The 24257-nt window shown below is 70.8% G+C and carries 22 protein-coding genes and 1 riboswitch; of the genes, 15 read left to right on the top strand and 7 right to left on the bottom strand.

Features of this window, described 5'->3' with window-relative positions; genetic code table 11:
- Nucleotides 1–117 precede the first annotated feature (117 nt).
- Nucleotides 118–1302, bottom strand: a complete 1185-nt coding sequence (nadA, locus tag ACIPRD_RS20315) for a quinolinate synthase NadA (RefSeq protein ID WP_356398346.1) — start codon at nt 1300–1302, stop codon at nt 118–120.
- A gap of 278 nt (nt 1303–1580) precedes the next feature.
- Between nadA and erpA the strand changes: the two genes are divergently transcribed.
- The gene (erpA, locus tag ACIPRD_RS20320) at nt 1581–1937 is read left to right on the top strand and encodes an iron-sulfur cluster insertion protein ErpA (protein ID WP_330457331.1); all 357 of its coding nucleotides are present in this window, start codon (nt 1581–1583) and stop codon (nt 1935–1937) included.
- Nucleotides 1938–2067: 130 nt separating this feature from the next.
- Here the strand turns inward: erpA and ACIPRD_RS20325 are convergent, their stop codons facing one another.
- Nucleotides 2068–3828, bottom strand: coding sequence for a hypothetical protein (locus ACIPRD_RS20325; protein ID WP_401564785.1), 1761 nt, complete (start codon nt 3826–3828; stop codon nt 2068–2070).
- 102 nt (nt 3829–3930) lie between these two features.
- Nucleotides 3931–4140 carry a hypothetical protein gene (locus ACIPRD_RS20330; protein ID WP_356398353.1) on the bottom strand — a complete coding sequence of 70 codons (210 nt, stop codon included), beginning with the start codon at nt 4138–4140 and terminating at the stop codon, nt 3931–3933.
- A 129-nt stretch (nt 4141–4269) separates the two neighbouring features.
- Between ACIPRD_RS20330 and ACIPRD_RS20335 the strand changes: the two genes are divergently transcribed.
- Nucleotides 4270–5244, top strand: a complete 975-nt coding sequence (locus tag ACIPRD_RS20335; protein ID WP_356398356.1) for a carbohydrate kinase family protein — start codon at nt 4270–4272, stop codon at nt 5242–5244.
- A gap of 220 nt (nt 5245–5464) precedes the next feature.
- On the opposite strand, the gene ACIPRD_RS20340 is transcribed toward ACIPRD_RS20335, so the two are convergent.
- Nucleotides 5465–6856: an aminotransferase class V-fold PLP-dependent enzyme gene (locus ACIPRD_RS20340; RefSeq protein WP_356398359.1), complete on the bottom strand. Its 1392-nt coding sequence runs from the start codon at nt 6854–6856 to the stop codon at nt 5465–5467.
- Nucleotides 6857–7203: 347 nt separating this feature from the next.
- Between ACIPRD_RS20340 and coxB the strand changes: the two genes are divergently transcribed.
- The 4 genes from coxB (at nt 7204) to ACIPRD_RS20360 (ending at nt 11682) form a co-directional block, all read left to right on the top strand.
- Nucleotides 7204–8163, top strand: coding sequence for a cytochrome c oxidase subunit II (coxB, locus tag ACIPRD_RS20345; protein WP_356398362.1), 960 nt, complete (start codon nt 7204–7206; stop codon nt 8161–8163).
- Nucleotides 8160–9893 carry a cytochrome c oxidase subunit I gene (gene ctaD / locus ACIPRD_RS20350; RefSeq protein WP_356398365.1) on the top strand — a complete coding sequence of 578 codons (1734 nt, stop codon included), beginning with the start codon at nt 8160–8162 and terminating at the stop codon, nt 9891–9893. The genes coxB and ctaD overlap by 4 nt, the downstream gene beginning before the upstream one ends.
- A complete protein-coding gene (locus tag ACIPRD_RS20355; RefSeq protein WP_356398368.1) occupies nt 9890–10288 on the top strand; it encodes a cytochrome c oxidase subunit 4 in 399 nt (132 codons plus the stop codon). Before ctaD ends, ACIPRD_RS20355 begins: the two co-directional genes overlap by 4 nt.
- Before the next feature lie 131 nt (nt 10289–10419).
- The gene (locus ACIPRD_RS20360; protein WP_356398371.1) at nt 10420–11682 is read left to right on the top strand and encodes an Ig-like domain-containing protein; all 1263 of its coding nucleotides are present in this window, start codon (nt 10420–10422) and stop codon (nt 11680–11682) included.
- A 66-nt stretch (nt 11683–11748) separates the two neighbouring features.
- Here the strand turns inward: ACIPRD_RS20360 and ACIPRD_RS20365 are convergent, their stop codons facing one another.
- Nucleotides 11749–12150, bottom strand: a complete 402-nt coding sequence (locus tag ACIPRD_RS20365) for a hypothetical protein (protein ID WP_356398374.1) — start codon at nt 12148–12150, stop codon at nt 11749–11751.
- Nucleotides 12151–12306: 156 nt separating this feature from the next.
- Between ACIPRD_RS20365 and ACIPRD_RS20370 the strand changes: the two genes are divergently transcribed.
- The 6 genes from ACIPRD_RS20370 (at nt 12307) to ACIPRD_RS20395 (ending at nt 19924) form a co-directional block, all read left to right on the top strand.
- Nucleotides 12307–12927: a heme-copper oxidase subunit III gene (locus ACIPRD_RS20370; RefSeq protein WP_356398377.1), complete on the top strand. Its 621-nt coding sequence runs from the start codon at nt 12307–12309 to the stop codon at nt 12925–12927.
- A 62-nt stretch (nt 12928–12989) separates the two neighbouring features.
- Nucleotides 12990–13802, top strand: a complete 813-nt coding sequence (locus tag ACIPRD_RS20375) for a c-type cytochrome (protein ID WP_356398380.1) — start codon at nt 12990–12992, stop codon at nt 13800–13802.
- The gene (locus ACIPRD_RS20380) at nt 13799–14857 is read left to right on the top strand and encodes a Rieske 2Fe-2S domain-containing protein (protein WP_356398383.1); all 1059 of its coding nucleotides are present in this window, start codon (nt 13799–13801) and stop codon (nt 14855–14857) included. The genes ACIPRD_RS20375 and ACIPRD_RS20380 overlap by 4 nt, the downstream gene beginning before the upstream one ends.
- Nucleotides 14854–16491 (top strand): cytochrome bc complex cytochrome b subunit, encoded by a 1638-nt coding sequence (locus ACIPRD_RS20385; protein ID WP_356398386.1) that lies wholly within the window; start codon nt 14854–14856, stop codon nt 16489–16491. The genes ACIPRD_RS20380 and ACIPRD_RS20385 overlap by 4 nt, the downstream gene beginning before the upstream one ends.
- 194 nt (nt 16492–16685) lie before the next feature.
- On the top strand, nt 16686–17750 hold the full coding sequence (gene trpD, locus ACIPRD_RS20390; RefSeq protein ID WP_356398389.1) for an anthranilate phosphoribosyltransferase: 1065 nt from the start codon (nt 16686–16688) through the stop codon (nt 17748–17750).
- Nucleotides 17751–17960: 210 nt separating this feature from the next.
- Nucleotides 17961–18077: riboswitch (SAM riboswitch) on the top strand.
- A gap of 488 nt (nt 18078–18565) precedes the next feature.
- Nucleotides 18566–19924, top strand: coding sequence for an aminotransferase class V-fold PLP-dependent enzyme (locus tag ACIPRD_RS20395; protein ID WP_401564794.1), 1359 nt, complete (start codon nt 18566–18568; stop codon nt 19922–19924).
- Between the two features lie 53 nt (nt 19925–19977).
- On the opposite strand, the gene ACIPRD_RS20400 is transcribed toward ACIPRD_RS20395, so the two are convergent.
- Nucleotides 19978–20259 (bottom strand): Lrp/AsnC ligand binding domain-containing protein, encoded by a 282-nt coding sequence (locus ACIPRD_RS20400; protein ID WP_356398394.1) that lies wholly within the window; start codon nt 20257–20259, stop codon nt 19978–19980.
- Nucleotides 20256–21065 (bottom strand): rhomboid family intramembrane serine protease, encoded by an 810-nt coding sequence (locus ACIPRD_RS20405; RefSeq protein ID WP_356398397.1) that lies wholly within the window; start codon nt 21063–21065, stop codon nt 20256–20258. The genes ACIPRD_RS20400 and ACIPRD_RS20405 overlap by 4 nt, the downstream gene beginning before the upstream one ends.
- 215 nt (nt 21066–21280) lie before the next feature.
- Between ACIPRD_RS20405 and ACIPRD_RS20410 the strand changes: the two genes are divergently transcribed.
- The 3 genes from ACIPRD_RS20410 to ACIPRD_RS20420 all read left to right on the top strand — a co-directional run bounded on the left by ACIPRD_RS20410 (nt 21281) and on the right by ACIPRD_RS20420 (nt 24145).
- A complete protein-coding gene (locus tag ACIPRD_RS20410; RefSeq protein ID WP_330457313.1) occupies nt 21281–21520 on the top strand; it encodes a hypothetical protein in 240 nt (79 codons plus the stop codon).
- A 37-nt stretch (nt 21521–21557) separates the two neighbouring features.
- A complete protein-coding gene (locus ACIPRD_RS20415) occupies nt 21558–22901 on the top strand; it encodes an NYN domain-containing protein (RefSeq protein ID WP_356398400.1) in 1344 nt (447 codons plus the stop codon).
- 212 nt (nt 22902–23113) lie between these two features.
- Nucleotides 23114–24145, top strand: a complete 1032-nt coding sequence (locus ACIPRD_RS20420) for an NlpC/P60 family protein (RefSeq protein ID WP_356398403.1) — start codon at nt 23114–23116, stop codon at nt 24143–24145.
- The last annotated feature ends 112 nt before the right edge of the window (nt 24146–24257 follow it).

Genomic DNA, 24257 nt, shown 5'->3' on the forward strand with positions numbered 1-24257 from the left:
CGACGCGTCGGGGGCCGGGCCTCGGCCGTTCCCGGGTGCCGCGGTGCGGCGGCCGGGACGGGTGCCTTGCGGCAGCGTCGGCAACGGTGCCTTGCGGCAGCGTCGGCAACGGGTGCTTTACGGCAGCGCCAGCATCCGCTCCAGCGCCAGCTTGGCGAACGTCTCCGTCTCCTCGTCCACCTCGATGCGGTTGACCAGGGTGCCCTCGGCGAGGGACTCCAGGGTCCAGACCAGGTGGGGGAGGTCGATGCGGTTCATGGTGGAGCAGAAGCAGACCGTCCTGTCGAGGAAGACGATCTCCTTGCCCTCGGGGGCGAATCGGTTCGCCAGGCGGCGGACCAGGTTCAGCTCCGTACCGATCGCCCACTTGGAGCCGGCCGGAGCCGCCTCCAGCGCCTTGATGATGTACTCGGTCGAGCCGACGTAGTCCGCCGCGGCGACGACCTCGTGCCGGCACTCGGGGTGCACCAGGACGTTCACGCCGGGGATGCGCTCGCGCACGTCGTTGACGGAGTCGAGGCTGAAGCGGCCGTGGACGGAGCAGTGGCCCCGCCACAGGATCATCTTCGCGGCGCGCAGCTCCTCGGCCGTCAGACCGCCGTTCGGCTTGTGCGGGTTGTAGAGGACGCAGTCCTCCAGCGACATGCCCATGTCCCGCACCGCGGTGTTGCGGCCCAGGTGCTGGTCGGGCAGGAACAGCACCTTCTCGCCCTGCTCGAAGGCCCACTCCAGGGCGCGCTCGGCGTTCGACGAGGTGCAGATCGTGCCGCCGTGCTTGCCGGTGAAGGCCTTGATGTCGGCGGAGGAGTTCATGTACGAGACGGGCACGACCTGTTCGGCGATCCCCGCCTCGGTCAGCACGTCCCAGCACTCGGCGACCTGTTCGGCCGTCGCCATGTCCGCCATGGAGCAGCCCGCGGCCAGGTCCGGCAGGACGACCTTCTGGGCGTCGGAGGTCAGGATGTCCGCGGACTCGGCCATGAAGTGCACACCGCAGAAGACGATGTACTCGGCCTCCGGGCGCGCGGCCGCGTCGCGGGCCAGCTTGAAGGAGTCGCCCGTGACGTCGGCGAACTGGATGACCTCGTCGCGCTGGTAGTGGTGGCCGAGCACGAAGACCTTGTCACCGAGCTTCTCCTTGGCCGCGCGGGCGCGCTTCACCAGGTCCGGGTCGGACGGCGAGGGCAGGTCGCCGGGGCACTCGACGCCACGCTCGCTCTTGGGGTCGGCCTCGCGGCCGAGGAGCAGCAGGGCGAGCGGCGACGGCTGTACGTCGAGTTCCGGGGTCTGGGCGGTGGTCACGACACGCACCCTTTCTATTTTTCGTCTAACTGACGCTATCTATCATAATCGCTTCACGTCACTTTGACGATGTCCATAGCGTCCATGTGACGTGAATCCCGCTCGGGGAGCACCGCGAGGACCCGGGACCGGTGCCGCTGTGCGTGCCCCCGGGCATGTGCGAGCATGAGAAAGAAGCAGAAGCGCGACCACGCGAATGCCCGGCCCGGAATGAATCCGCGGACGCACCGGTTGCACTCGTCTGAAAGCAGTCTCCGTACAACCCGGGAGAGATGTAGATGTCCGTATCGGACGAGACCACCACCGTCACCGACGGCATCATCCTGACCGACGCCGCCGCGTCCAAGGTCAAGGCCCTGCTCGACCAGGAGGGCCGCGACGACCTCGCCCTGCGCGTCGCCGTCCAGCCCGGCGGCTGCTCCGGCCTGCGTTACCAGCTCTTCTTCGACGAGCGCTCGCTCGACGGCGACGTGGTGAAGGACTTCGACGGCGTCAAGGTCGTCACCGACCGCATGAGCGCCCCCTACCTGGGCGGCGCCACCGTCGACTTCGTGGACACCATCGAGAAGCAGGGCTTCACGATCGACAACCCGAACGCGACCGGCTCCTGCGCCTGTGGCGACTCCTTCAGCTGATCGGGCCACGGCCTGACGACAAAGGCGGCGGACTCCCTCGCGGAGCCGCCGCCTTCGTGCGTCCCGGGCCCGCTCCGTCGCGGGCGCGGGCTCGTCCGGGTGTCCTCAGAGGTGCCCCTGGCGGGTGTCTCTAGCGGGCGCCCCCGGCCGGCACGCCCGGCCTGCCCTCGGGAACCGGCCGGCCGTCGGTCCCGGTCACCTTCCGGCCGGCCAGTGCCGTGTCCAGCCGTACGGTGTGCACGTACGACCTGGCCATGGCCACGCACACGGTGTGCGGGCGGGACCGCTCGGTCACCCTCACCGTCACCCGGTCCGCGCTCTCCTTCGCCGACACGCTGTAGGTGGCGCACACCCCGCCCGTGAAGCCCACGGAGAGATTCCGGCCGTCGGCCGTCCAGACCTCCGCCCGCACGTCCCGTGTCGTCGTGCCCGAGGTCGGCTCCGGCGCGGGGGAGACCGCCGACGGCGAGCCGGCCGACGGCGGGGCCAGGTACGCCGGGTCGACCGCGGGCCAGGTCACCGTGAAGGCGCCCCGGGCGGCCGTGCCGTGCACCTGGAACAGCCAGGACGGCACCAGCGTCCGCCGGCCCGCGACCCCGTACGAGGCCAGCCCGAACTCCGCCTTGTCCACCGTGACGCTGTTCCTCCCGCCCCCGGTGCCCGCGCCGGGCGCCGGAGCGGACCGGCCGCAGGGCCGCTCCAGCCGGTCCTTCGGGGCCACGGGGCTCGGGCAGCCGCCGATGCCCATCCGGTGGCCGTCCGGCTCCGCCGGCTCCGCGGCCGCGTTCATCCGGTCCAGCGTCCGCCGCGCGTCCAGCACCGGGTACGTGGCGCCCTCGGCCGGCGCCGCCAGCAGCCCGTGGCCGCCGACGATCTCCCCCTGGACGTCCACGGTCAGCCCGGTCGTCCAGCCGTACGTCGGGAGCCCGCCCACCACGGGGTCGGCGTCCACCACCCGCCGCGCCCCCATGACCTGGCTCGCGTCGGTCTTCGCGTCGTCCTCACCGAGCGCCTTCAGCACCGGCGCGGCCGTCCGCAGCGCCGCCGCCTCGCTCACCGGCTCCGCCGCCGGGGCGCCGGGATCCTGCGCGCACACGACGATCTTCCGGCAGTCGTCGGTGCCGGGCGCGTACCGGCTGTACGTCCAGCTGCCCTGCGCGTCCCCGCTCACCCGCAGCACCGGCCCGGACGGGTCGCCGCCCCGGCCGACCCGCCAGCCGCCGCCGTCGGCCACGGGGGCGTCCGTGAGCCCGAGCGCCTTGGCGAGCCGCGCCACCGCCGCCTTGCCGACCGCGTGCCCCGGCGCGTACACCGGCGCGGTGCGGGGGCCGTCGGGCAGCTTTCCCGCCGCCGTGTACGTCACCCCCGACGGATCCGGCTCCCCGGGCGCGATGCCGCCCGTGCCGCCCCGCGGCACGCCGTCCAGGGCCAGCGGCGGGGGAGTGGCCCCGGCCCCGGCGGCGCCGGGTGCCGTACGGCCGCCGCCCTGGCCGTCGGCCGCGGCCAGGTACGCCCCGCCGCCCCCGGCCAGCAGCACGGCGGCGGCCACGGAGGCGACGACCAGGGGGCTGCGGCGCCGCCCGGACGGACCGTCGGCCCGGTCCTCACCGGCAGATCCTGCGCCACCCCCGTCCGCCGGACGCGCCGCACCCGGCAGATCGGCACCGGCCGGACCGGTGGTCCCGGACGCCTCGGGTGTGCCGGACACCTCAGGGGCCTCGGCGGCCTCCGGGGTCTCGGGGGCCTCGGCGACGTGCGGAGCCTCGGGGGTCTCGGCGGCCTCAGGGACCTTCGATGTCTCGGGGGAGGTTCCGGCGTCGGCGGCCGGGGGGACCGCGGTGTCCTCCGGTTCCTCGGGACTCTCGGGGTTCTCCGGCCGCTCGGTGTTCACCGCATCGCTCCTCGCTGGATCGTGTCCCGTCGTCCCCGGCACGGGGGACGGCGATGGGACGCGCGAGGGGAGCGCACGGTTCCCGTGCGTGCGCCTCTGGGATCAGTCGCCGTAGTCCGACATGGCGTCCAGCAGCCGGGCCGACCGGGCCGGCACGGACACACCGTGGATCAGGGACAGCGGGACCGGAGGGGAGCCGGGGGACGCGGGAGCCGTCCAGTGCGGGGCCATCCGGGCGGCCTCGCCGCGCAGGGACGCGAGATCGCCCTCCGGGTCGGCCGGGGCGGGGGAAGCGAACTTGAGGTTCGTCATGACGGCACCGTAGACATGCGGACCGCCGTGAAGAAAGATCTACTATCGGGTAGTTTCGCCGACTTCAGCGGCTGCCCTCGAACGGGTAGCGTGAACCGTCAACCCCACCTCCCGCAGGAGACCCCCGCCGTGCGCATCGCAGTCACCGGCTCCATCGCCACCGACCACCTCATGACCTTCCCCGGCCGATTCGCCGACCAGTTCGTCGCGGACCAGCTGCACACGGTCTCGCTCTCCTTCCTGGTCGACAACCTCGACGTCCGCCGGGGCGGCGTCGGGGCCAACATCGCCTTCGGCATGGGCCAGCTCGGCACCCGGCCGGTCCTGGTCGGCGCCGCCGGCTTCGACTTCGACGAGTACCGCGCCTGGCTGGACCGGCACGGCGTGGACACCGAGTCGGTCCGCATCTCCGAGACCCTGCACACCGCCCGCTTCGTGTGCACCACGGACGCCGACCACAACCAGATCGGCTCCTTCTACACCGGCGCCATGAGCGAGGCCCGCCTCATCGAGCTGAAGACCGTCGCCGACCGCGTGGGCGGCCTCGACCTGGTCCTCATCGGCGCCGACGACCCGGAGGGCATGCTCCGCCACACGGAGGAGTGCCGCTCCCGGAACATCCCATTCGCCGCCGACTTCTCCCAGCAGATCGCCCGCATGGAGGGCGAGGAGATCCGGATACTGCTGGAGGGCGCGACGTACCTGTTCTCCAACGAGTACGAGAAGGGCCTCATCGAGGCCAAGACCGGCTGGAGCGACGAGGAGATCCTCGCCAAGGTCGGCCACCGCGTCACCACGCTCGGCTCGCGCGGCGTGCGCATCGAGCGGGTCGGCGAGGACCCGGTCGAGGTCGGCTGCCCCGACGAGGAGCTGAAGGCCGACCCCACGGGCGTCGGCGACGCCTTCCGCGCGGGCTTCCTGTCCGGCCTGGCCTGGGGCGTCTCCCTGGAGCGCGCCGCCCAGATCGGCTGCATGCTCGCGACGCTCGTCATCGAGACGGTCGGCACGCAGGAGTACCAGCTGCGCCGGGCGCACTTCATGGACCGCTTCACCAAGGCGTACGGCCAGGAGGCCGCCGAGGAGGTCCAGGCCCACCTGGCCTGACGGTAGAACCCTCCGGGCGGGGCGCGGGCGCGGAGCACCGACGCCGCGCCCCTGCCCGGCACGGGGTACTCCGCCCAGCGCCGGTACGGGGTCCTGCTCCGCCTCGCCCCGGCACGGGTACTCCGCCCCGCGCCGGAACGGGGTGCTGCTCCGCCCCGCCGCGCGCGGCCCCGCGGGACCCGGTGCCCCGCCCCTCCGGCAGGGCCCGTGCCGCCGCCGTTCAGGCGACGCGGCGGACGACGTACGCCGAGCCCCGGTCCGCCGGTTCCTCGCCGACGTACTCCTGCCCGCGCATCTCGCACCACGCGGGGATGTCCAGGCGGGCCGCCTCGTCGTCCGAGAGGACGCGGACCGTGCCGCCCACCGGGACGTCCCCGATGACCTTGGCCAACTCGATGACCGGGATCGGGCACCGCTTGCCGAGGGAGTCGACGACGAGGGCGTCCTCACCGGCCCCGGCGGTCACCGCCGCATGCGGGGCGGACCGCTCCCGCACGTCCTGCCGTACGTCCGCGACCACCTCGGGCAGCACCCGCAGGAAGCGCTCCACGTCCTCCTCGGCGGTCCCCGCCGGGAGCGAGACGCGCACGTTCCCCTCGCTCAGCACCCCCATCGCCCGGAGCACATGGCTGGGCGTCAGCGTGCTGCTCGTGCAGGAGGAGCCGGACGACACGGCGAAGCCCTCGCGGTCCAGCCCGTGCAGCAGGGCCTCCCCGTCGACGTACAGACAGGAGAAGGTGACGATCCCGGGCAGCCGCCGCTCGGCGTCACCCACCACCTGCGCGTCCGGCACCAGCCCGGGCACCAGGGCCCGGATCCGCCCCGTCAGCTCCCGCAGCCGTACCGCCTCCCGCTCCGCGCCGGCCCGTACCGCGCGCAGGGAGGCCACGGCCGCCACGATCGCCGGGATGTTCTCGAAGCCGGCCGAACGCCCCGACTCCCTTTCGTCCACGGGCCCTTGGGGGGCGAACCGGACCCCCTTGCGCACGACGAGCAGGCCCACCCCCGCCGGGCCGCCCCACTTGTGCGCGCTGCCCGTCAGCAGCGACCAGCCGCCCTCGACCGGCCCCCAGCCCAGCGACTGGGCGGCGTCCACCAGCAGCGGCACCCCCGCCGCCCGGCAGGCCTCGGCCACCTCTGCCACCGGCTGCACGGTCCCGACCTCGTGGTTGGCCGACTGCAGACACGCCAGCGCGGTGTCCGGACGGAGCGCCGCCGCGTAGGCGGACGGATCGACCGCTCCCGTCCGGCCGACCCCCACATGGGTGACGGAACCCCCGTCCGCCTCGAACGATTCCGCCGAATGGAGGACGCAAGAGTGTTCGACGGCAGACACGATCAGGTGACGTCCCACGCGTCGCCGTCCGGCCAACGCCCCCGCGACACCGGTGTGTACGGCCCGGGTCCCGGACGCGGTGAACACCACCTCGTCGGCCCGGCACCCCACCGCCTCGGCGGCCGCCTCCCGGGCCGCGTCCAGCAGCATCCGCGCCTTCCGGCCCTCCCGGTACAGGCGGGCGGGGTCGGCCCACCCGTCGTCGAGGGAGGCCAGCAGCGCCTGACGGGCCACGGGGTGCAGGGGGGCGGTGGAAGCGGCGTCGAAGTAGGACACAGGGCAACGTTAGAACGCCGTGTGAAAAACGGGCGGGCGGGGCCGGTCCCGCCCGGGGGCCGGGCGGCTCACCGCGCGGCCGCGCGCGGGCGGACGGGCCGGGCGACCAGGCACGACGTGTCCGCCGCCCTGCCCAAAACGCCCCAACCCGCAGCGATTAGGTGCCCGATCCCACCCCTTCGGAGTGACCGGCGGCGCGTATGCCCCCCTCCCCGCGAACCCCTGGAAGGGGTGGGCTAGGGTTTGGTCCGCATAAACATCCAAACCCCTGCCCGACGCAGGGCGGCGACCGACCAGCGAGAAGGCCGCAGCCGACCGCGCGGGCGAGACTCTCGGGAAGGCGCTACGTGAGTCCCAACGGCTCCGACCGCTCGCCGCGGCGCCCGATGCGGCGGAAGCTGCTGATGGCAATGACCGCGGGCCTGGTCCTGGCGACCGCAACCGGTTGCACATACAAGGACTTCCCCCGCCTTGGTATGCCCACCCCGACCACGGAAGAGGCTCCGCGGATCCTCTCCCTGTGGCAGGGCTCCTGGGCTGCCGCGCTCGCCGTCGGCGTGCTGGTGTGGGGCCTGATCCTGTGGAGTGCTTTCTTCCACCGGCGCAGCCGCACCAAGGTCGAGGTTCCTCCGCAGACCCGGTACAACATGCCGATCGAGGCCCTGTACACGGTGGTCCCGATCATCATCATCTCGGTGCTCTTCTACTTCACGGCCCGGGACGAATCGAAGCTCCTCAGCCTCGACAAGAAGCCCGACGTCACGGTCAACGTGGTCGGCTTCCAGTGGAGCTGGGGCTTCAACTACATCGAGAACGTCCCCGGTTCGACGGGTGACGCCAAGACGGACCCGAACCTGGAAGCGATTCCGGACCGGTTCGTCAAGCAGTTCCCGGCGAACGCCGGCGGTGTCTACGACGTCGGTACGCCCGGCACGCGGAACCCGCAGACCAACAACCCGGGTCCGACGCTGTGGCTGCCCAAGGGCGAGACCGTCCGCTTCATCCTCACCTCGCGTGACGTCATCCACTCCTTCTGGGTGGTGCCGTTCCTGATGAAGCAGGACGTCATCCCGGGCCACACCAACGCCTTCCAGGTGACTCCCAACAAGGAGGGCACCTTCCTCGGCAAGTGCGCGGAGCTCTGCGGCGTCGACCACTCCCGGATGCTGTTCAACGTGAAGGTCGTCTCCCCCGAGCGCTACGAGCAGCACCTCAAGGACCTCGCCAAGAAGGGGCAGACCGGTTACATTCCCGCCGGCATCGCGCAGACGAGCCACGAGAAGAACCGGGAGACGAACAACCTGTGAGCATCCTCAACGAACCCCAGGGTGCCGCGGCGGCTGAGGACTCGTACGAGAACGAGCTTCCGGTCAGGCGCAAGCAGCCCGGCAATTCCGTGGTGAAGTGGCTGACGACCACCGACCACAAGACGATCGGCACGCTGTATCTGGCGACGTCGTTCGTGTTCTTCCTGATCGGCGGCGTGATGGCGCTGCTCATGCGCGCCGAGCTGGCGCGCCCGGGCCTGCAGATCATGTCGAACGAGCAGTTCAACCAGGCGTTCACGATGCACGGCACGATCATGCTGCTGATGTTCGCGACGCCGCTGTTCGCCGGTTTCGCGAACTGGATCATGCCGCTGCAGATCGGCGCGCCCGACGTGGCGTTCCCGCGGCTGAACATGTTCGCCTACTGGCTCTACCTGTTCGGCTCGACCATCGCCGTCGGCGGCTTCCTCACCCCGCAGGGTGCGGCCGACTTCGGCTGGTTCGCCTACTCCCCGCTGTCGGACGCGGTCCGCAGCCCGGGCATCGGCGCCGACATGTGGATCATGGGTCTGGCCTTCTCCGGCTTCGGCACCATCCTCGGCTCGGTCAACTTCATCACCACGATCATCTGCATGCGCGCCCCTGGCATGACGATGTTCCGCATGCCGATCTTCGTGTGGAACGTGCTGCTGACCGGTGTCCTGGTCCTGCTCGCCTTCCCGGTCCTGGCCGCCGCGCTGTTCGCCCTGGAGGCGGACCGCAAGTTCGGCGCCCATGTCTTCGACGCGGCCAACGGCGGAGCACTGCTCTGGCAACACCTCTTCTGGTTCTTCGGACACCCAGAGGTGTACATCATCGCCCTGCCGTTCTTCGGCATCATCAGCGAAGTCATCCCGGTCTTCTCCCGCAAGCCGATGTTCGGCTACATGGGTCTGATCGCCGCGACGATCTCGATCGCCGGTCTCTCCGTGACGGTGTGGGCCCACCACATGTACGTCACCGGCGGTGTCCTGCTCCCGTTCTTCTCCTTCATGACGTTCCTCATCGCCGTTCCGACGGGTGTGAAGTTCTTCAACTGGATCGGAACGATGTGGAAGGGTTCGCTGTCCTTCGAGACCCCGATGCTCTGGGCGGTCGGCTTCCTGATCACCTTCACCTTCGGTGGTCTGACCGGTGTCATCCTGGCCGCGCCGCCGATGGACTTCCACGTCTCGGACTCGTACTTCGTGGTGGCGCACTTCCACTACGTCGTGTTCGGCACGGTCGTCTTCGCGATGTTCTCCGGCTTCCACTTCTGGTGGCCGAAGTTCACCGGCAAGATGCTGGACGAGCGCCTCGGCAAGATCACGTTCTGGACGCTGTTCATCGGCTTCCACGGCACCTTCCTGGTCCAGCACTGGCTGGGTGCCGAGGGCATGCCGCGCCGGTACGCCGACTACCTGGCGGCCGACGGCTTCACCGCCCTGAACACGATCTCGACGATCAGCTCCTTCCTGCTGGGCCTGTCGATCCTGCCGTTCCTCTACAACGTGTGGAAGACGGCCAAGTACGGCAAGCCGGTCGGCGTCGACGACCCGTGGGGCTACGGACGTTCGCTCGAGTGGGCGACCTCCTGCCCGCCGCCGCGGCACAACTTCCTCACCCTGCCGCGGATCCGCAGCGAATCCCCGGCGTTCGACCTGCACCACCCCGAGATCGCGGCCCTCGAGCAGCTTGAGCACGCCGGTCACGGTGGCGCCATCGCGGACACCAAGGAGGCCGGCAAGTGAAGATCCAGGGCCGGATGTTCATCTGGCTGAGCTTCTTCATCCTGATCATGGCCGTCGTGTACGGCGTGTGGTCGAAGGATCCGGCCGGTACCACGGCACTCTTCCTGGCCTTCGGCCTGTGCATCATGATCGGCTTCTACCTGGGCTTCACCGCCCGGCGGGTCGACGCGGGCGCGCAGGACGACAAGGAGGCCGACGTCGCGGACGACGCGGGCGAGCTGGGCTTCTTCAGCCCGCACAGCTGGCAGCCGCTCGCCCTGGCGGTCGGCGGTGCCCTCGCCTTCCTCGGTATCGCGGTCGGCTGGTGGCTGCTGTACTTCTCGGCGCCGATCATCATGGTCGGTCTGTTCGGCTGGGTCTTCGAGTACTACCGCGGTGAGAACCGCACCCAGTAGCACGCACCGAGCTGGTCAAGAGCCCGGACACTCCCTCAGGAGGGTCCGGGCTCCTGCTTTTGCCGCAGTGTCTGTCCCTCGTACGAGGGACGTACCGCGCTTATAGGGTCTTCACCCCATAGCGTGATCATATGAACCACACTGCGCGGACCCGCACCGTCGTCAGCTGCACCTTGCTGGTGACCGCCCTCGGCGCGGGCGTCACGGCCTGCGGTTCGAACGGCAGCGCCCTGTCGGCCACGCCGTACGACGCAGCGGGCCAGATCTCCTTCAGCAGCCCCACCGGAGACGGGAAGCGGGCCGATCCGGGCAAGCCCCTGGAAGTGACCGTCAAGAGCGGCGAGGGCCGCATCACGGACGTCACCGCCCAGGACGCCACAGGACGCTACGTCGCGGGCGAACTGGCCGCGGACGGCAGCCGCTGGCACAGCACCTCTCCGCTGGCCGCCAGCGCCCACTACACGGTCCGTGTCAGCACCGAGGACGCCCACGGCGCCCCCGGGCGCAAGGTCCTGGAGTTCGACACCACCAAGCCCGCCGGCAAGAAGCGGCTGGCCGTCCTCTTCGGGCCGAAGTCGGGCGAGTACGGCGTCGGCCAGCCCATCACCGCCCAGCTCGGCCAGGAGATCAAGGACAAGGCGCAGCGGGCCGTCGTGGAGCGCGCCCTCAGAGTGGACTCCGTACCGGCCGTGCAGGGTTCCTGGTACTGGGTCAGCGACAAGGAGCTCCACTACCGCCCCAAGGACTACTGGCCCGCGCACGCCACCATCCAGGTGCACAGCAACCTCGACGGCGTCAGGATCAGCGACAGCCTCTGGGGCGGCACGGCCGCGCCCCTGAAGATCACCACGGGCGACCGGATCGAGGCGGTCACGGACGCCGCCGCGCACCAGCTGACCTTCTACAAGAACGGCCAGGTGATCAACCAGATCCCGGTCACCACGGGCAAGCCCGGCTTCGAGACCCGCAACGGCGTCAAGGTGGTCCTGGAGAAGCAGTACTTCGTACGCATGCGCGGCACCACCGTCGGCATCGCCGAGGGCAGTTCCGACTCCTACGACCTCCCGGTCTACTACGCGACCCGGGTCTCCTGGTCCGGCGAGTACGTCCACGCCGCCCCCTGGTCCGTGGGCTCCCAGGGCTACGCGAACGTCAGCCACGGCTGCACCGGCATGAGCACCAGCAACGCGGCCTGGTTCTTCGAGCACGTCCGCGAGGGCGACGTCGTTAAGGTCGTGAACTCCAACGGCGACCCGATGGAGCCCTTCGGCAACGGCTACGGCGACTGGAACGTCGACTGGAAGAAGTGGCTCGCGGGCAGCGCCCTGGGCGGCGGCGCCCCGGACGGCCCCGCGCCCCAGGACGCCCTGCGGCTGAAGCCCACGGCCGTGTGACACCCCTTCGGGGGACACGGCGCGCGGGGCGGGTGACGCCCGCCCCGCGGAACCGCCGGACGGCCCCTACGCGCTCAGCAGCCGCTTGCGGCGCAGCAGGGAGGCCAGCGAGGCGGCGAACTCCACCGGGTCCACCGGCAGCGTGGCGGCCGCGTCCGCGCGGCTCCACGTGGCCAGCCAGGCGTCCTGGGGCCGGCCCATCAGCAGCAGCACGGGCGGGCAGTCGAACACCTCGTCCTTGATCTGCCGGCACAGCCCCATGCCGCCCAGCGGTACGGCCTCGCCGTCCAGCACGCAGACGTCGATGCCGCCCTTGTCCATCTCGCGCAGAACGGCCTGAGGTGTCGCACACTCCACGAACTCCAGCAGGGGCCCGTCCGGAGCGGGCCTGCGCCCCGCGGCCAGCCGTACTTGTTCGCGGGTGTTGGAGTCGTCGCTGTAGACCAGCACGGTGGCGGTCGGCTGCATTGTTCCTCCGGAGACGTCAGCGTCGTACGGACAGCACGGACAGGGTCCGTGGGGCCGGATGCTACTCCCCTGAACACCACGTCAACACCGGTTCGGCGGGCGGCAACACTCCGAACGGCACCCCCCGGAGTGAGCGCGAGATAAGCGACCGACATAATGTCGGTCGTGGCGACAGCAACGACAGTAGAAACCGGGCACGCGCACCCGTCGGTCAACCGGCCGAACCTCACCAGCGTCGGAACCATCATCTGGCTGAGTTCCGAGCTGATGTTCTTCGCGGCCCTCTTCGCGATGTACTTCACCCTTCGATCGGTGACTGGACCAGCTCACTGGAAGCACATGGCCGACGCGCTCAATGTGCCCTTCTCGGCGACGAACACCACGATCCTGGTGCTCTCCTCGCTCACGTGCCAGCTCGGCGTGTTCGCCGCCGAGCGAGGCGACGTGAAGAAGCTCCGTGCCTGGTTCATCATCACCTTCGTCATGGGTGCGATCTTCATCGGCGGCCAGATCTACGAGTACACCTCGCTGGTGAAGGAGGACGGGATCTCCCTGTCCTCCGACCCGTACGGCTCGGTGTTCTACCTGACCACCGGCTTCCACGGCCTGCACGTGACGGGTGGTCTCATCGCCTTCCTGCTGGTCCTCGGCCGCACCTACGCGGCGAAGAGGTTCACGCACGAGCAGGCGACCGCCGCCATCGTCGTGTCCTACTACTGGCACTTCGTCGATGTCGTCTGGATCGGCCTTTTCGCCACGATCTACCTGATCAAGTAGCCGGGACCGCTCCCGCACATCCAGAAGCACCGACGCAGAAGATCCTGACACCGGGGTAATCCGTGAAAAAGCTCTCCGCACGACGACGCCATCCGCTGGCGGCGGTCGTCGTCCTACTCCTCGCGCTGGCGGCCACCGGGGGGCTGTACGCCGCGTTCGCACCCGCGAGCAAGGCGCAGGCCGATGAAACCTCCCAGTCCCTGACCATCACAGAGGGCAAGAAGCTCTACGAGGTCGGCTGCGCCAGCTGCCACGGCACCGGTGGCCAGGGCTCCTCCGACGGGCCGAGCCTGGTCGGCGTCGGCGCGGCCGCGGTCGACTTCCAGGTGGGTACCGGCCGTATGCCGGCCTCCTCCTCGCAGATGGCCCAGATCCCGAGCAAGAAGACCATCTACACGCAGGACCAGATCGACCAGCTCGCCGCGTACATCGCGTCGCTGGGCGCCGGTCCGAGCGTGCCGACGAAGTCGCAGTTCGGCCCCGAGGGCGCGGACATCGCCAAGGGTGGCGAGCTGTTCCGCACGAACTGCGCCCAGTGCCACAACTTCGTGGGCAAGGGCGGTGCCCTCACCGAGGGCAAGTTCGCGCCGAGCCTCGAAGGCGTCGCGCCGAAGCACATCTACGAGGCCATGCAGACGGGCCCGCAGAACATGCCGTCCTTCCCCGACACCACGCTGACGGAGAAGAACAAGAAGGACATCATCGCGTACCTGAACGCGGTCAACGGCAGCGAGACGGAGAACCCGGGCGGTCTCTCCCTGGGCGGCCTGGGGCCGGTCAGTGAGGGTCTGTTCGCCTGGATCTTCGGCCTCGGCGCGCTGATCGCGGTCGCCGTCTGGGTCGCCGCTCGGACCGCAAAGGCCAAGAAGTCATGAGTAGCCAAGACATTCCAGAAGAGAACCTGCCCGCCGAAGCGGGCCACGCGCACGGCGCGGTGAGCGTCGCGGACGAGGAGAACCCGTTCGCCGACCCGGGGCTGCCGCCCCATGAGCACCGGATCCAGGACATCGACGAGCGGGCCGCCAAGCGGTCCGAGCGCGTCGTCGCCCTGCTGTTCACGATCTCGATGCTGGCCACCCTCGGCTTCATCGCGTCGTACGTGACGATCCCGCGCGACAAGTCGATCTTCGTCTTCCCGATCGGGCACCTCAGCGCGCTGAACTTCGCGCTGGGTCTGACCCTCGGCACGGCGCTGTTCTGCATCGGCGCGGGCGCCGTCCACTGGGCGCGCACCCTGATGTCCGACGTGGAGGTCGCCGCCGAGCGTCACCCGATCGCCGCGGCCCCCGAGGTCCGCGCGAAGGTCTTCGAGGACTTCCGCGACGGTGCCCGTGAGTCGGGCCTCGGCCGCCGGAACCTGATCCGCAACACGATGTTCGGCGCGCTGGCCCTGGTGCCGCTCTCCGGCGTCATGCTGCTGCGCGACCTGGGCCCGCTGCCCCACAACTCGCTCCGGCACACGCTGTGGGCGAAGGGCAAGCTCCTCGTGAACGTGAACACGGGTGAGCCGCTGCGTCCCGAGGACGTCGCCGTCGGTTCGCTCACCTTCGCCCGGCCCGAGGGCCTGGAGGAGACCGACGAGGACTTCCAGAACGAGATCGCCAAGGCCGCCCTGATGATCGTCCGGCTCCAGCCGAGCAACATCAAGGACAAGCGCGAGCTCGACTGGTCGCACGAGGGCATCGTCGCCTTCTCGAAGATCTGCACCCACGTCGGTTGCCCGATCTCCCTGTACGAGCAGCAGACGCACCACGTGCTGTGCCCGTGCCACCAGTCCACCTTCGACCTCTCCGACGGTGCCCGAGTGATCTTCGGTCCCGCCGGTCACGCCCTGCCGCAGCTCCGCATCGGCGTGAACGACGAGGGTTACCTCCAGGCGCTCGGCGACTTCGAGGAGCCCGTCGGTCCTGCATTCTGGGAGCGCGGATGAGTACTGCAGCGAACGAAGCACCCCGCTCTCGCGGGAAGGCCCCGGCCGGCGAGCGCGTCGCCGACTGGGCCGACGGCCGGCTCGGGATCTTCTCCCTGGCCAAGGCCAACATGCGGAAGATCTTCCCCGACCACTGGTCGTTCATGCTGGGCGAAGTCTGCATGTACAGCTTCCTCATCATCATCCTGACCGGTGTCTATCTGACGCTGTTCTTCCACCCGTCGATGAACGAGGTGGAGTACCACGGCAGCTATGTCCCGCTCCAGGGGCAGCTGATGTCGGAAGCGTTCAACTCGACCCTGCACATCTCCTTCGACGTGCGCGGTGGTCTGCTCATCCGGCAGATCCACCACTGGGCCGCGCTGATCTTCCTCGCCGGCATGTTCGTGCACATGATGCGCGTGTTCTTCACCGGCGCGTTCCGCAAGCCGCGTGAGATCAACTGGCTGTTCGGCTTCCTGCTGTTCGTCCTGGGCATGTTCACCGGTTTCACCGGTTACTCGCTCCCCGACGACCTGCTCTCCGGCACCGGTGTCCGCTTCACCGAGGGCGCGATCCTGTCCATGCCGATCGTCGGCACGTACATCTCGTTCTTCCTCTTCGGCGGTCAGTTCCCCGGACACGACTTCGTGGCCCGGTTCTACTCGATCCACATCCTGCTGCTGCCGGGCATCATGCTCGGCCTGATGGTGGCGCACCTGATCCTGGTCTTCTACCACAAGCACACGCAGTTCGCGGGCCCGGGGAAGACCGAGACCAACGTCGTCGGCATGCCGCTGCTGCCGGTGTACATGGCCAAGGCCGGAGGCTTCTTCTTCCTGGTCTTCGGCACCATCGCCGCCATCGCCGCGATCGCGCAGATCAACCCGATCTGGGCCATGGGCCCCTACCGGCCCGACCAGGTGTCCACCGGCGCCCAGCCCGACTGGTACATGGGCTTCGCCGAGGGCCTGATCCGCTACATGCCGGGCTGGGAGATCAACTTCTGGGGTCACACGCTCGTCCTGGGCGTGTTCATCCCGCTGGTGCTCTTCGGCCTGGTGCTGATGGCCATCGCGGTCTACCCCTTCATCGAGTCCTGGGTCACCGGCGACAAGAGCGAGCACCACATCCTGGACCGCCCGCGCAACGCCCCGACCCGTACCGGCTTCGGTGTCGCCTGGGTGACCGTGTACCTGATCGGTCTGGTCGGCGGTGGCAACGACCTGTGGGCCACCCACTTCCACCTGTCGATCAACCAGGTGACGTGGTTCGTCCGCATCGGCTTCTTCGCCGGTCCGGTCCTCGCGTTCATCATCACCAAGCGGATCTGCCTCGGCCTCCAGCGCCGTGACAAGGACAAGGTGCTGCACGGTCGCGAGACCGGCATCATCAAGCGCCTGCCGCACGGTGAGTTCATCGAGGTGCACGAGCCGCTCAGCCAGGAGCAGCTGCACACGCTGACGGCGCACCACCAGTACGAGCCGGCCGAGATCGGCGCGACGGTGGACGAGAACGGTGTCGAGCGCAAGGTGAAGGCCACGGAGCGGCTGCGCGTCAAGCTCTCCGGTGCCTACTACGGCGAGGACAACCAGATCCCGAAGCCGACCGTCGACGAGTACAAGGAGATCACGAGCGGCCACGGCCACCACTGATCCCAGCGTCGCCACGCCACGGCAGAAGGGCCCCCTCCGGTGCGGAGGGGGCCCTTCCCCGTTCCGGCGGACCCCGGCGGGCCCCATCGGCCCCCCGGGCCCCACGAGCGGCGGACGCGGCCCTGGGGGGTCTGCGGGCTGGATAGGGTGGGGGGTGGGAACACACGGTTCCCGAACACACCCAGGAGCGGCTGATGAGCGCTGTGACCCCCGCCGGAGGCGACACCGCGGCGGTCCGTTCCTGGCCCGCCCTGCTGAACGGTCTGCTGGACGGCCGGAACCTGTCCGCGGACGACACCGCCTGGGCGATGGACCTGATCATGCGCGGCGAGGCGACCGACGCCCAGATCGCCGGGTTCATGGTGGCGCTGCGCGCCAAGGGCGAGACCGTGGAGGAGATCACCGGCCTCGTACGGACCATGTACGAGCACGCCAACGTGATCGAGGTCCCCGGTCCGGCCGTCGACATCGTCGGCACCGGCGGTGACGGCGCCAGGACCGTCAACATCTCCACCATGTCCTCGATCGTCGTGGCGGGCACGGGGGAGCGGGTCGTCAAGCACGGCAACCGTGCCGCGTCCTCCGCCTCCGGGTCCTCCGACGTCCTGGAGAAGCTCGGCATCAACCTGAACCTGACCCCGCGGCGGGTCGCCGAGGTCGCCGAAGAGGCGGGCATCACCATCTGCTTCGCGGTGAAGTTCCACCCGTCGCTGCGGCATGTCGCCGCGGCCCGCGGCCAGCTGGGCATCCGTACGACCTTCAACGTGCTCGGCCCGCTGACCAACCCGGCCCGGGTGACCTCGCAGGCGGTCGGCGTGGCGAACGCGGCCATGGCCCCCATCGTGGCCGGTGTCTTCGCCGAGCGCGGCAACTCCTCCCTCGTCTTCCGCGGCGACGACGGCCTCGACGAACTGACGACGACGTCCACCTCCCGGGTATGGACGGTGCGCGACGGCAAGGTGACCGAGGAGACCTTCGATCCGCGTGACGTCGGCATCGAGCTGGTCCCCGTGGAGGCCCTGCGCGGCGGCGACCCGTCGTACAACGCGGAGGTCGCCCGCAGGCTGCTGGACGGCGAGACGGGGCCGGTGCGCGACGCCGTCCTGCTGAACTCCGCGGCGGCGCTCGCCGCGCTGCGGCCGACGGGCGGCCCGCTGGCCGGGCAGATCGCCGACGGCATGGCGCGGGCGGCCGAGTCGATCGACTCCGGGTCGGCCAAGCGGGCGCTGGAGCGCTGGGTGGCCGCGACCAACCGGTAGCCGCGCACGGCACGAAGGGCCGGCACCCCGACGGGGCGCCGGCCCTTCGCCGTACCCGGCACCCCCGGTCCGCCCGGCGCCCCCCGGCCCGACCGGTCCGTCGCGGCCGCGATCGTCCCGGTCCGCCGGGCGCCGCATCCTCACCGCGCATGTCCCGGCATCCGGACAGCGGTTGCGTCCCGCGGACAGGCCCCGCTAGCTTTTCGATCAGGTCATGAGCGACAGTCACACGGCCCCGGCCGGCTGTCCGGCAACCCTCCGTCCGTGGCGGGGTGCCCCGGGTGAGGACCAGGCCGTGGACCACAAGGCCCACGGCAAGCGCGGACCCCTCGCGCGCCGCTCCGCCGGCGTGGGCCCAGGGGTCCTGGTCGCCCGAGGGAGCCTTCTGTGAGCCAGCGAATGCGCTAGGGGGCGTCTCCCCGGTCTTCGTGGACCCCCGACGCCCGGCACGCCACCTCGCCGCACGGCCGAACCACCCCTGTACGCCCCGTACGAGGGTGATCCGGCCGCACGCCGAGGCACCGCACCGGACGCGCGGCCCGATCCACGACGACCGCGGAGACACCCCCTCGGTCCTGCCGTCAGGACCCCGCCCGCTCCACGACGTCACCCACGCGCCCCGCCGCACGGCCCCCGCGTCCCGCGTACCTCCCGTACGAGGGCCACGGCCCGGCGTACCGGGGAGCACGCACCCGACGCCGCGGAGTCCGCCCACCGCGGCGGACGGCGGGAGTCCGGCGGCAGGACCCGGGGCCGCAGCGCCCCACCGCACACCCCTTCACCGTCACCGCGTCCTGCCTCACGGGAGTCCCGCCATGTCCGTGCACACCGCTGCCGCCGCCACCGTCCTCGCCCCGCTGCCCGTTCTGGGCCGGGACGTCACCGTTCCGCTCGTCACCGGCGGCGAGGCCGGGTACGCCGCCCTCGACTACGCCGCCAGCGCCCCGGCCCTCCAGCGGGTCTGGGACGACGTCGCCGCGTACGCCCCGTACTACGGCAGCGTCCACCGGGGCGCCGGTCACCTCTCGCAGCTCTCCACCGGCCTGTTCGAGGACGCCCGCCGCACGGTGGCGGGGTTCCTCGGCTGCCGGGAGGACGACCAGGTCGTCTTCACCCGGTCGACCACCGACTCCCTGAACCTGCTGGCCCACGCCCTGCCCGCCGGCTGCCAGGTCTTCGTCTTCGCCACCGAGCACCACGCGGCCCTGCTGCCCTGGCGGGGCGCCGAGGTGACCTGGCTGGACGCCCCCCGCACCCCGGAGCAGGCCGTACGGACCCTGGAGCGGGCCCTCGCCGGCCGCGACGCCGGTGCCCCGGCCCTGGTCTGCGTCACCGGCGCCTCCAACGTCACCGGCGAACTGTGGCCGGTGCGCGAACTGGCCGCCGCCGCGCACGCGCACGGCGCCCGGATCGTCCTCGACGCCGCCCAGCTGGCCCCGCACCACCCGGTGAGCGTGACGGAGCTGGACGTCGACTGGATCGCGCTCTCCGGCCACAAGCTGTACGCCCCCTTCGGCGCCGGGGTGCTGGCCGGACGCGCCGACTGGCTGGACGCGGCCGAGCCCTACCTCGCGGGCGGCGGCGCCAGCCGTACGGTGGCCCGGCGGGAGGACGGCGGGGTCGAGGTGGAGTGGCACGAGGGCACCGCCCGCCACGAGGCCGGCTCCCCGAACGTGATCGGCGCCTACTCCCTCGCCTCGGCCTGCAAGGCCCTCACCGAGGCGGGCTTCGACGCGCTGGTCGCCCGCGAGCGGCACCTGATCGCCCGGGTACGGACGGGCCTCGCGGACGTCCCCGGCGTGCGCGTGCTCTCGCTCTTCGGCGAGGACGCCCCGCGCGTCGGCGTCCTGTCCTTCGTGGTCGAGGGCTGGAACAGCTCCCACCTCGCCGCCGCCCTGTCCGCGGAGTACGGCATCGGCGTGCGCGACGGCCTCTTCTGCGCCCACCCGCTGGTGCGCACCCTGCTCGGCGGGACCCCGCAGGACCAGGGCGAGTGCGGCGCCGCCGGGGACGCGCCCGGGGAGAGGTCCCTGAACGCCGTCCGCGTCAGCTTCGGCGCGGGCACCCCCGACGAGCACGTCGACCGGTTCGTCGGCGCCGTAGGGGAACTCGTCCGGGACGGCGCGAAGTGGTCCTACCGCACGGAGAACGGCCGCTGCGTCCCGGTGGCCTGAGGCACGCCGCGACCGCCGGGGCCGCGTCCGCCGCCCCGGCCCGGGGACACGGCCTAGTTGTCCAGGCCGATCGCGAACGCCGCCTCCAGGTCGTGCTGGGAGTAGGTGCGGAAGGCGACGTGGGTGTCGGTGCCCTCGACACCCGGGATCTTGCTGATGCGGCCCGGGATGACCTCGGCGAGGTCCTCGTGGCGGCTGACGCGGACCATCGCGATGAGGTCGTAGGTGCCGGTGACCGAGAAGACCTCGCTGACGCTGTCCAGTGCGGCGATCTCCTCCGCGATCTCGGGGATCCGGTCCACGCTGGTCTTGATCAGGACGATCGCGGTGATCACGGCTGGTTCTCTCCCTTGGGTGCCGGGGCTGGGGCGGCCTTCACTCTAGTCGCCCGCCCGTCCGCCGCCGCCGCCGTGCCGGGGCCGTCCTGCGCGCTCTTCCCCCGTCCCGCCCACGGCCTGCCGTACCGCATCCAGGCGTAGCCGAAGCCGAGGCAGAAGCCGACGACGTGGGCGAGGTAGGCCACCCCCGGCCCCTCGCTCGCCCGGCTCGCCGCCAGCCACTGCAGGGCGGCCCAGAACGGCAACACGACCCAGGCGGGAAAGCGCAGCGGGAGGAAGAACAGAAAGGGGAGGAGACTGGTCACACGGGCGCGCGGGAACAAGTACAGGAACGCTCCGAGCACCGCGGAGATCGCCCCGGAGGCGCCCACCAGGGACTGCCCGGAGCCGGTGTTGGCGGCCGCGTAGCCGAGCAGGGCCAGGTATCCGCAGCCCGCGTAGAACAGGGTGAACTCCACCCGGCCCATCCGCTCCTCGGTCATCACCCCGAAGACGAAGAGGAACAGCATGTTGCCGAGCAGATGCACCCAGCTGCCGTGCACGAACAGCGCGGTGGCCGGGGCGAGGAGGTGGTCCAGGGGCGCCTGGAAGAGGTCCGCCGGGATCACGCCCCAGTGCCGGAAGTACGCCCGCTGCGCGGCGGACAGCGCGTCCCCGGAGCCGTACGCCGGGGTGAGCCCGGAGGCCGGGCCCAGGACGAAGATCAGGCAGCACAGGACGATGAGGGTGTACGTCATCGGTGCCGAGATGTCCCGGACCCCTCTGCTGGTCCGGCAGGCCGTCGTGCTCGAGTCGCTGATCATGAATACAGAGCATGACGTAACCGGACGCAGTGGTGCAGACCGCCTCGCCGCCGTGGATGGACGGGCGACGAGGACCCGCCAGGCCTTAGGGTTACCACCCACACGCGTCGGGCGACGGCGCGGACCGGCCCGAGAAGCGCTTCGGGGAGTCGTCCCGCCGAGCGGTTCCCGGGAGCGATGCCCGAAGGAAACCGAGAAGGAAGCGGACAGCCACGATGACGGTTCCCCTGCCGACCGCCACCACGCGTTGGCGCTGCACGCTCTGCGGCAACCTCACGCGTTTCGACGTCACCCGTTCGTCCAAGGCCGTCGAGTACGTGCATCTCGACCTCGCCGGTGAGCCCACCGTGGAGGAGCGAGAGGTGGTCAGTGAGACCATCGAGTCGGTCCGCTGCCGCTGGTGCAACGCGGTGGACCAGGTGGAACTCGTGGACAGGCCGGGCGCCGGCTCCTGAACGGAGCGGGCCCCGCAAGGGTATTGGGGTGTGACGGATGGTGGAGACCGCAGGCGGGGGGCCGGGCGACGGCACCGCTGAGGTGCTTGACCGTCCGCTGCCCGACGGCGTGCGCCGGCGGGTCGTGCAGATCGTCGCGGACGGATTCGGCGGCCTGACCGTGACGGAACTGCCCGCCCAGCTGAGGCAGTACGCCCGGTTCGCCCCGAACCGGCGGGCCAAGTTCGCCGGGAACGCGATGGCCGCGGCGCTGGAGACCGACCCCCTGTTCCGGCAGCGCATCGGGGAGAAGTTCAGAGAGGCGCAGCCGGAGCTGTCCGGCGCCCTGGACTCCGGCTCGCCGCCCCCGGCCGCGGACCCGCTCGACGTGGCGGCCGCGGCCTATGTGCTGCGTCCGGCGGGCTGGGTGAAGCTGGTCGCCGCGGCCGGCGAGGAGGCCCAGCGCGCCGACGCCGAGCGCGCGGACGAGGAGAGCCGGGCCGAGCTGGAGCGGCTGCGCGAGGAACTGGCGCACGCCCGCGAGCTGACCCGTACGGAGAACGAACGGCTGCGGGCCGAGCTGGACGCCGCCAAGCGCGAGGCCGAGTCGCTGCACCGCAAGCTGCGTTCCGCCCTCAGCGACGTCAAGCGCGGTGAGGCCGCGCTGCGCAAGGTGCAGGGCGAGGTCGAGGCGGCGCGCGCCGAGGGGCACACGCAGGTGTCGGCCGCGGAGAGCGAGTCCCGGCGGCTCAAGGGCCGCCTCGGCGAGGTCGAGGCGGCCCTCGAGGCCACCCGCAGGTCCGCGCGCGAGGGGCGCAGCGTCGAGGACATGCGGGTACGGCTGCTGCTCGACACCGTGCTGGAAGCCGCGCAGGGGCTGCGCCGGGAGCTGGCGCTGCCGCCGGTCTCGGTGCGCCCCGCCGAGACCGTGGACGCGGTCGAGCCGGGCCGGATGACCCCCAAGGACATCGCGGCCCGCGCCCTGTCCGAGAACGACCCGGCGATCCTCGACCAGTTGCTGGCCCTGCCGCAGGCGCATCTGGTCGTCGACGGCTACAACGTCACCAAGACCGGCTATCCGCAGATGCCGCTGGAGAAGCAGCGGCTGAGGCTGCTGGGGCAGCTCTCGGCGCTCGCCGCGCAGACCGGCGCCGAGGTCACCTGTGTCTTCGACGGCGCGGAACTGGCGGCGCCGGTGCTGCTCGCGCCGCCGCGCGGGGTGCGGGTGCTGTTCTCCAAGCCGGGGGTGACGGCCGACGAGCTGATCCGCCAGCTGGTGCGCGCCGAGCCGCCGGGCCGGCCGGTCATCGTCGCCTCCACCGACCGGGAGGTGGCGGACGGGGTCGCCCGCGCCGGTGCCCGACCGGTCGCCTCTGCGGTACTTCTGAAGCGACTGTCCTGAAGGTTCGACAGGCATATGCATTGCCCGAATTGAACACATCTTCACGCAACGTAGCGTCAACCGCGCATCACCGCACGTGAGTTGTGTGCAAAGAATGCATTGCGTGACCGGTTTTTTTGCGGTCAGGATTTGAACTGATCACAACCAGGTCACTAGGGTCGTGTCTCGAACCTCCGAACGGGTGATCACTCAGAAGAAGGAGTTCATCCTCCGTGGCGTCCCATCGTCGACCCAAGAAGCCGAGTCGCACGCGAGTCACCGTGCTGACCACCGCAGCAGCCGCCGCCGTCGTACTCAGTGCGAACGCCGCGAACGCCGCGCCGAGCGAGAAGCTCAGCAAGGACCAGGTGAAGTCCAAGGTCGACGAGCTCTACGAGCAGGCGGAACAGGCCACCGAGAAGCTGGACGGGGCGCAGGAGAAGCAGCACAAGCTGCAGAAGGAGATCTCCACCATCCAGGACAACGTCGCGCGCGGTCAGCAGGACCTCAACGCGCTGCGCGACGGCCTGGGTTCGATGGCCACGGCCCAGTACCGCTCCGGCGGCATCGACCCCTCGGTGCAGCTCTTCCTGTCCTCCAACCCGGACGACTACCTCGACAAGGCCTCCACGCTCGACCAGTTGAGCAGCCAGCAGGTCGAGGCCCTGCAGAAGGTCCAGGACAAGCAGCGCGAACTGGCCCAGGTGCGCGCCGAGGCCACGGAGAAGCTCAAGGACCTCTCGGCCACCCGCACCGAGCTGGGCAAGAAGAAGTCCGAGGTCAAGGCGAAGCTCGCCGAGGCCCAGCGACTGCTCAACACCCTGACCGCCAAGGAGAAGGCCAAGCTCGCCGCGGACCAGGAGCGCGCCAGCCGCTCGTCCACCGAGCGGGTCGACCTCGGCGCCCCCGCCACCTCCTCCGGCCGCGCCGCCGCGGCGTTCAACGCCGCCCGGAGCCAGATCGGCAAGCCGTACTCCTACGGCACCGCCGGCATGGCCACCTTCGACTGCTCGGGCCTCACCTCGTGGGCCTACGGGCAGGCCGGTGTCTCCATCCCGCGCACCTCCGAGGCGCAGACCACCCTCGGCCCCCACCTGGGCATGAGCCAGCTCCAGGTCGGCGACCTGGTGTTCTTCTACGGCGACCTCCACCACGTCGGCCTCTACGCCGGCAACGGCCAGGTGCTGCACGCCCCGCACACCGGCGCCGTGGTCCGCTACGAGGCCATGAGCGACATGCCGTTCCAGTTCGGCGTCCACGTCTGACCGGCCGCCCAGGCCCGCACGACCGGACACGCCAGGCGCCCGAACGGGCGAATCCCGGCGACCGGAACTGACTCCACGCCCCGCCGGTGACCTGCGTCAGCGGCGGGGCGCC

The sequence above is a fragment of the Streptomyces sp. NPDC090108 genome, assembly GCF_044747185.1.
Lineage (GTDB): Bacteria > Actinomycetota > Actinomycetes > Streptomycetales > Streptomycetaceae > Streptomyces.

Bases quoted from the DNA above. Each gene is read 5' to 3' on its own strand.
- trpD (WP_356398389.1), top strand. From the start codon at position 16,686: ATGAGCGCTGTGACCCCCGCCGGAGGCGACACCGCGGCGGTCCGTTCC.
- ACIPRD_RS20380 (WP_356398383.1), top strand. From the start codon at position 13,799: ATGAGTAGCCAAGACATTCCAGAAGAGAACCTGCCCGCCGAAGCGGGC.
- ACIPRD_RS20365 (WP_356398374.1), bottom strand. From the start codon at position 12,150: ATGCAGCCGACCGCCACCGTGCTGGTCTACAGCGACGACTCCAACACC.
- ACIPRD_RS20370 (WP_356398377.1), top strand. From the start codon at position 12,307: ATGTCGGTCGTGGCGACAGCAACGACAGTAGAAACCGGGCACGCGCAC.
- ACIPRD_RS20405 (WP_356398397.1), bottom strand. From the start codon at position 21,065: ATGATCAGCGACTCGAGCACGACGGCCTGCCGGACCAGCAGAGGGGTC.
- erpA (WP_330457331.1), top strand. From the start codon at position 1,581: ATGTCCGTATCGGACGAGACCACCACCGTCACCGACGGCATCATCCTG.
- ACIPRD_RS20395 (WP_401564794.1), top strand. From the start codon at position 18,566: ATGTCCGTGCACACCGCTGCCGCCGCCACCGTCCTCGCCCCGCTGCCC.
- ACIPRD_RS20415 (WP_356398400.1), top strand. From the start codon at position 21,558: ATGGTGGAGACCGCAGGCGGGGGGCCGGGCGACGGCACCGCTGAGGTG.
- ACIPRD_RS20330 (WP_356398353.1), bottom strand. From the start codon at position 4,140: ATGACGAACCTCAAGTTCGCTTCCCCCGCCCCGGCCGACCCGGAGGGC.
- ACIPRD_RS20360 (WP_356398371.1), top strand. From the start codon at position 10,420: ATGAACCACACTGCGCGGACCCGCACCGTCGTCAGCTGCACCTTGCTG.
- ACIPRD_RS20385 (WP_356398386.1), top strand. From the start codon at position 14,854: ATGAGTACTGCAGCGAACGAAGCACCCCGCTCTCGCGGGAAGGCCCCG.
- ACIPRD_RS20410 (WP_330457313.1), top strand. From the start codon at position 21,281: ATGACGGTTCCCCTGCCGACCGCCACCACGCGTTGGCGCTGCACGCTC.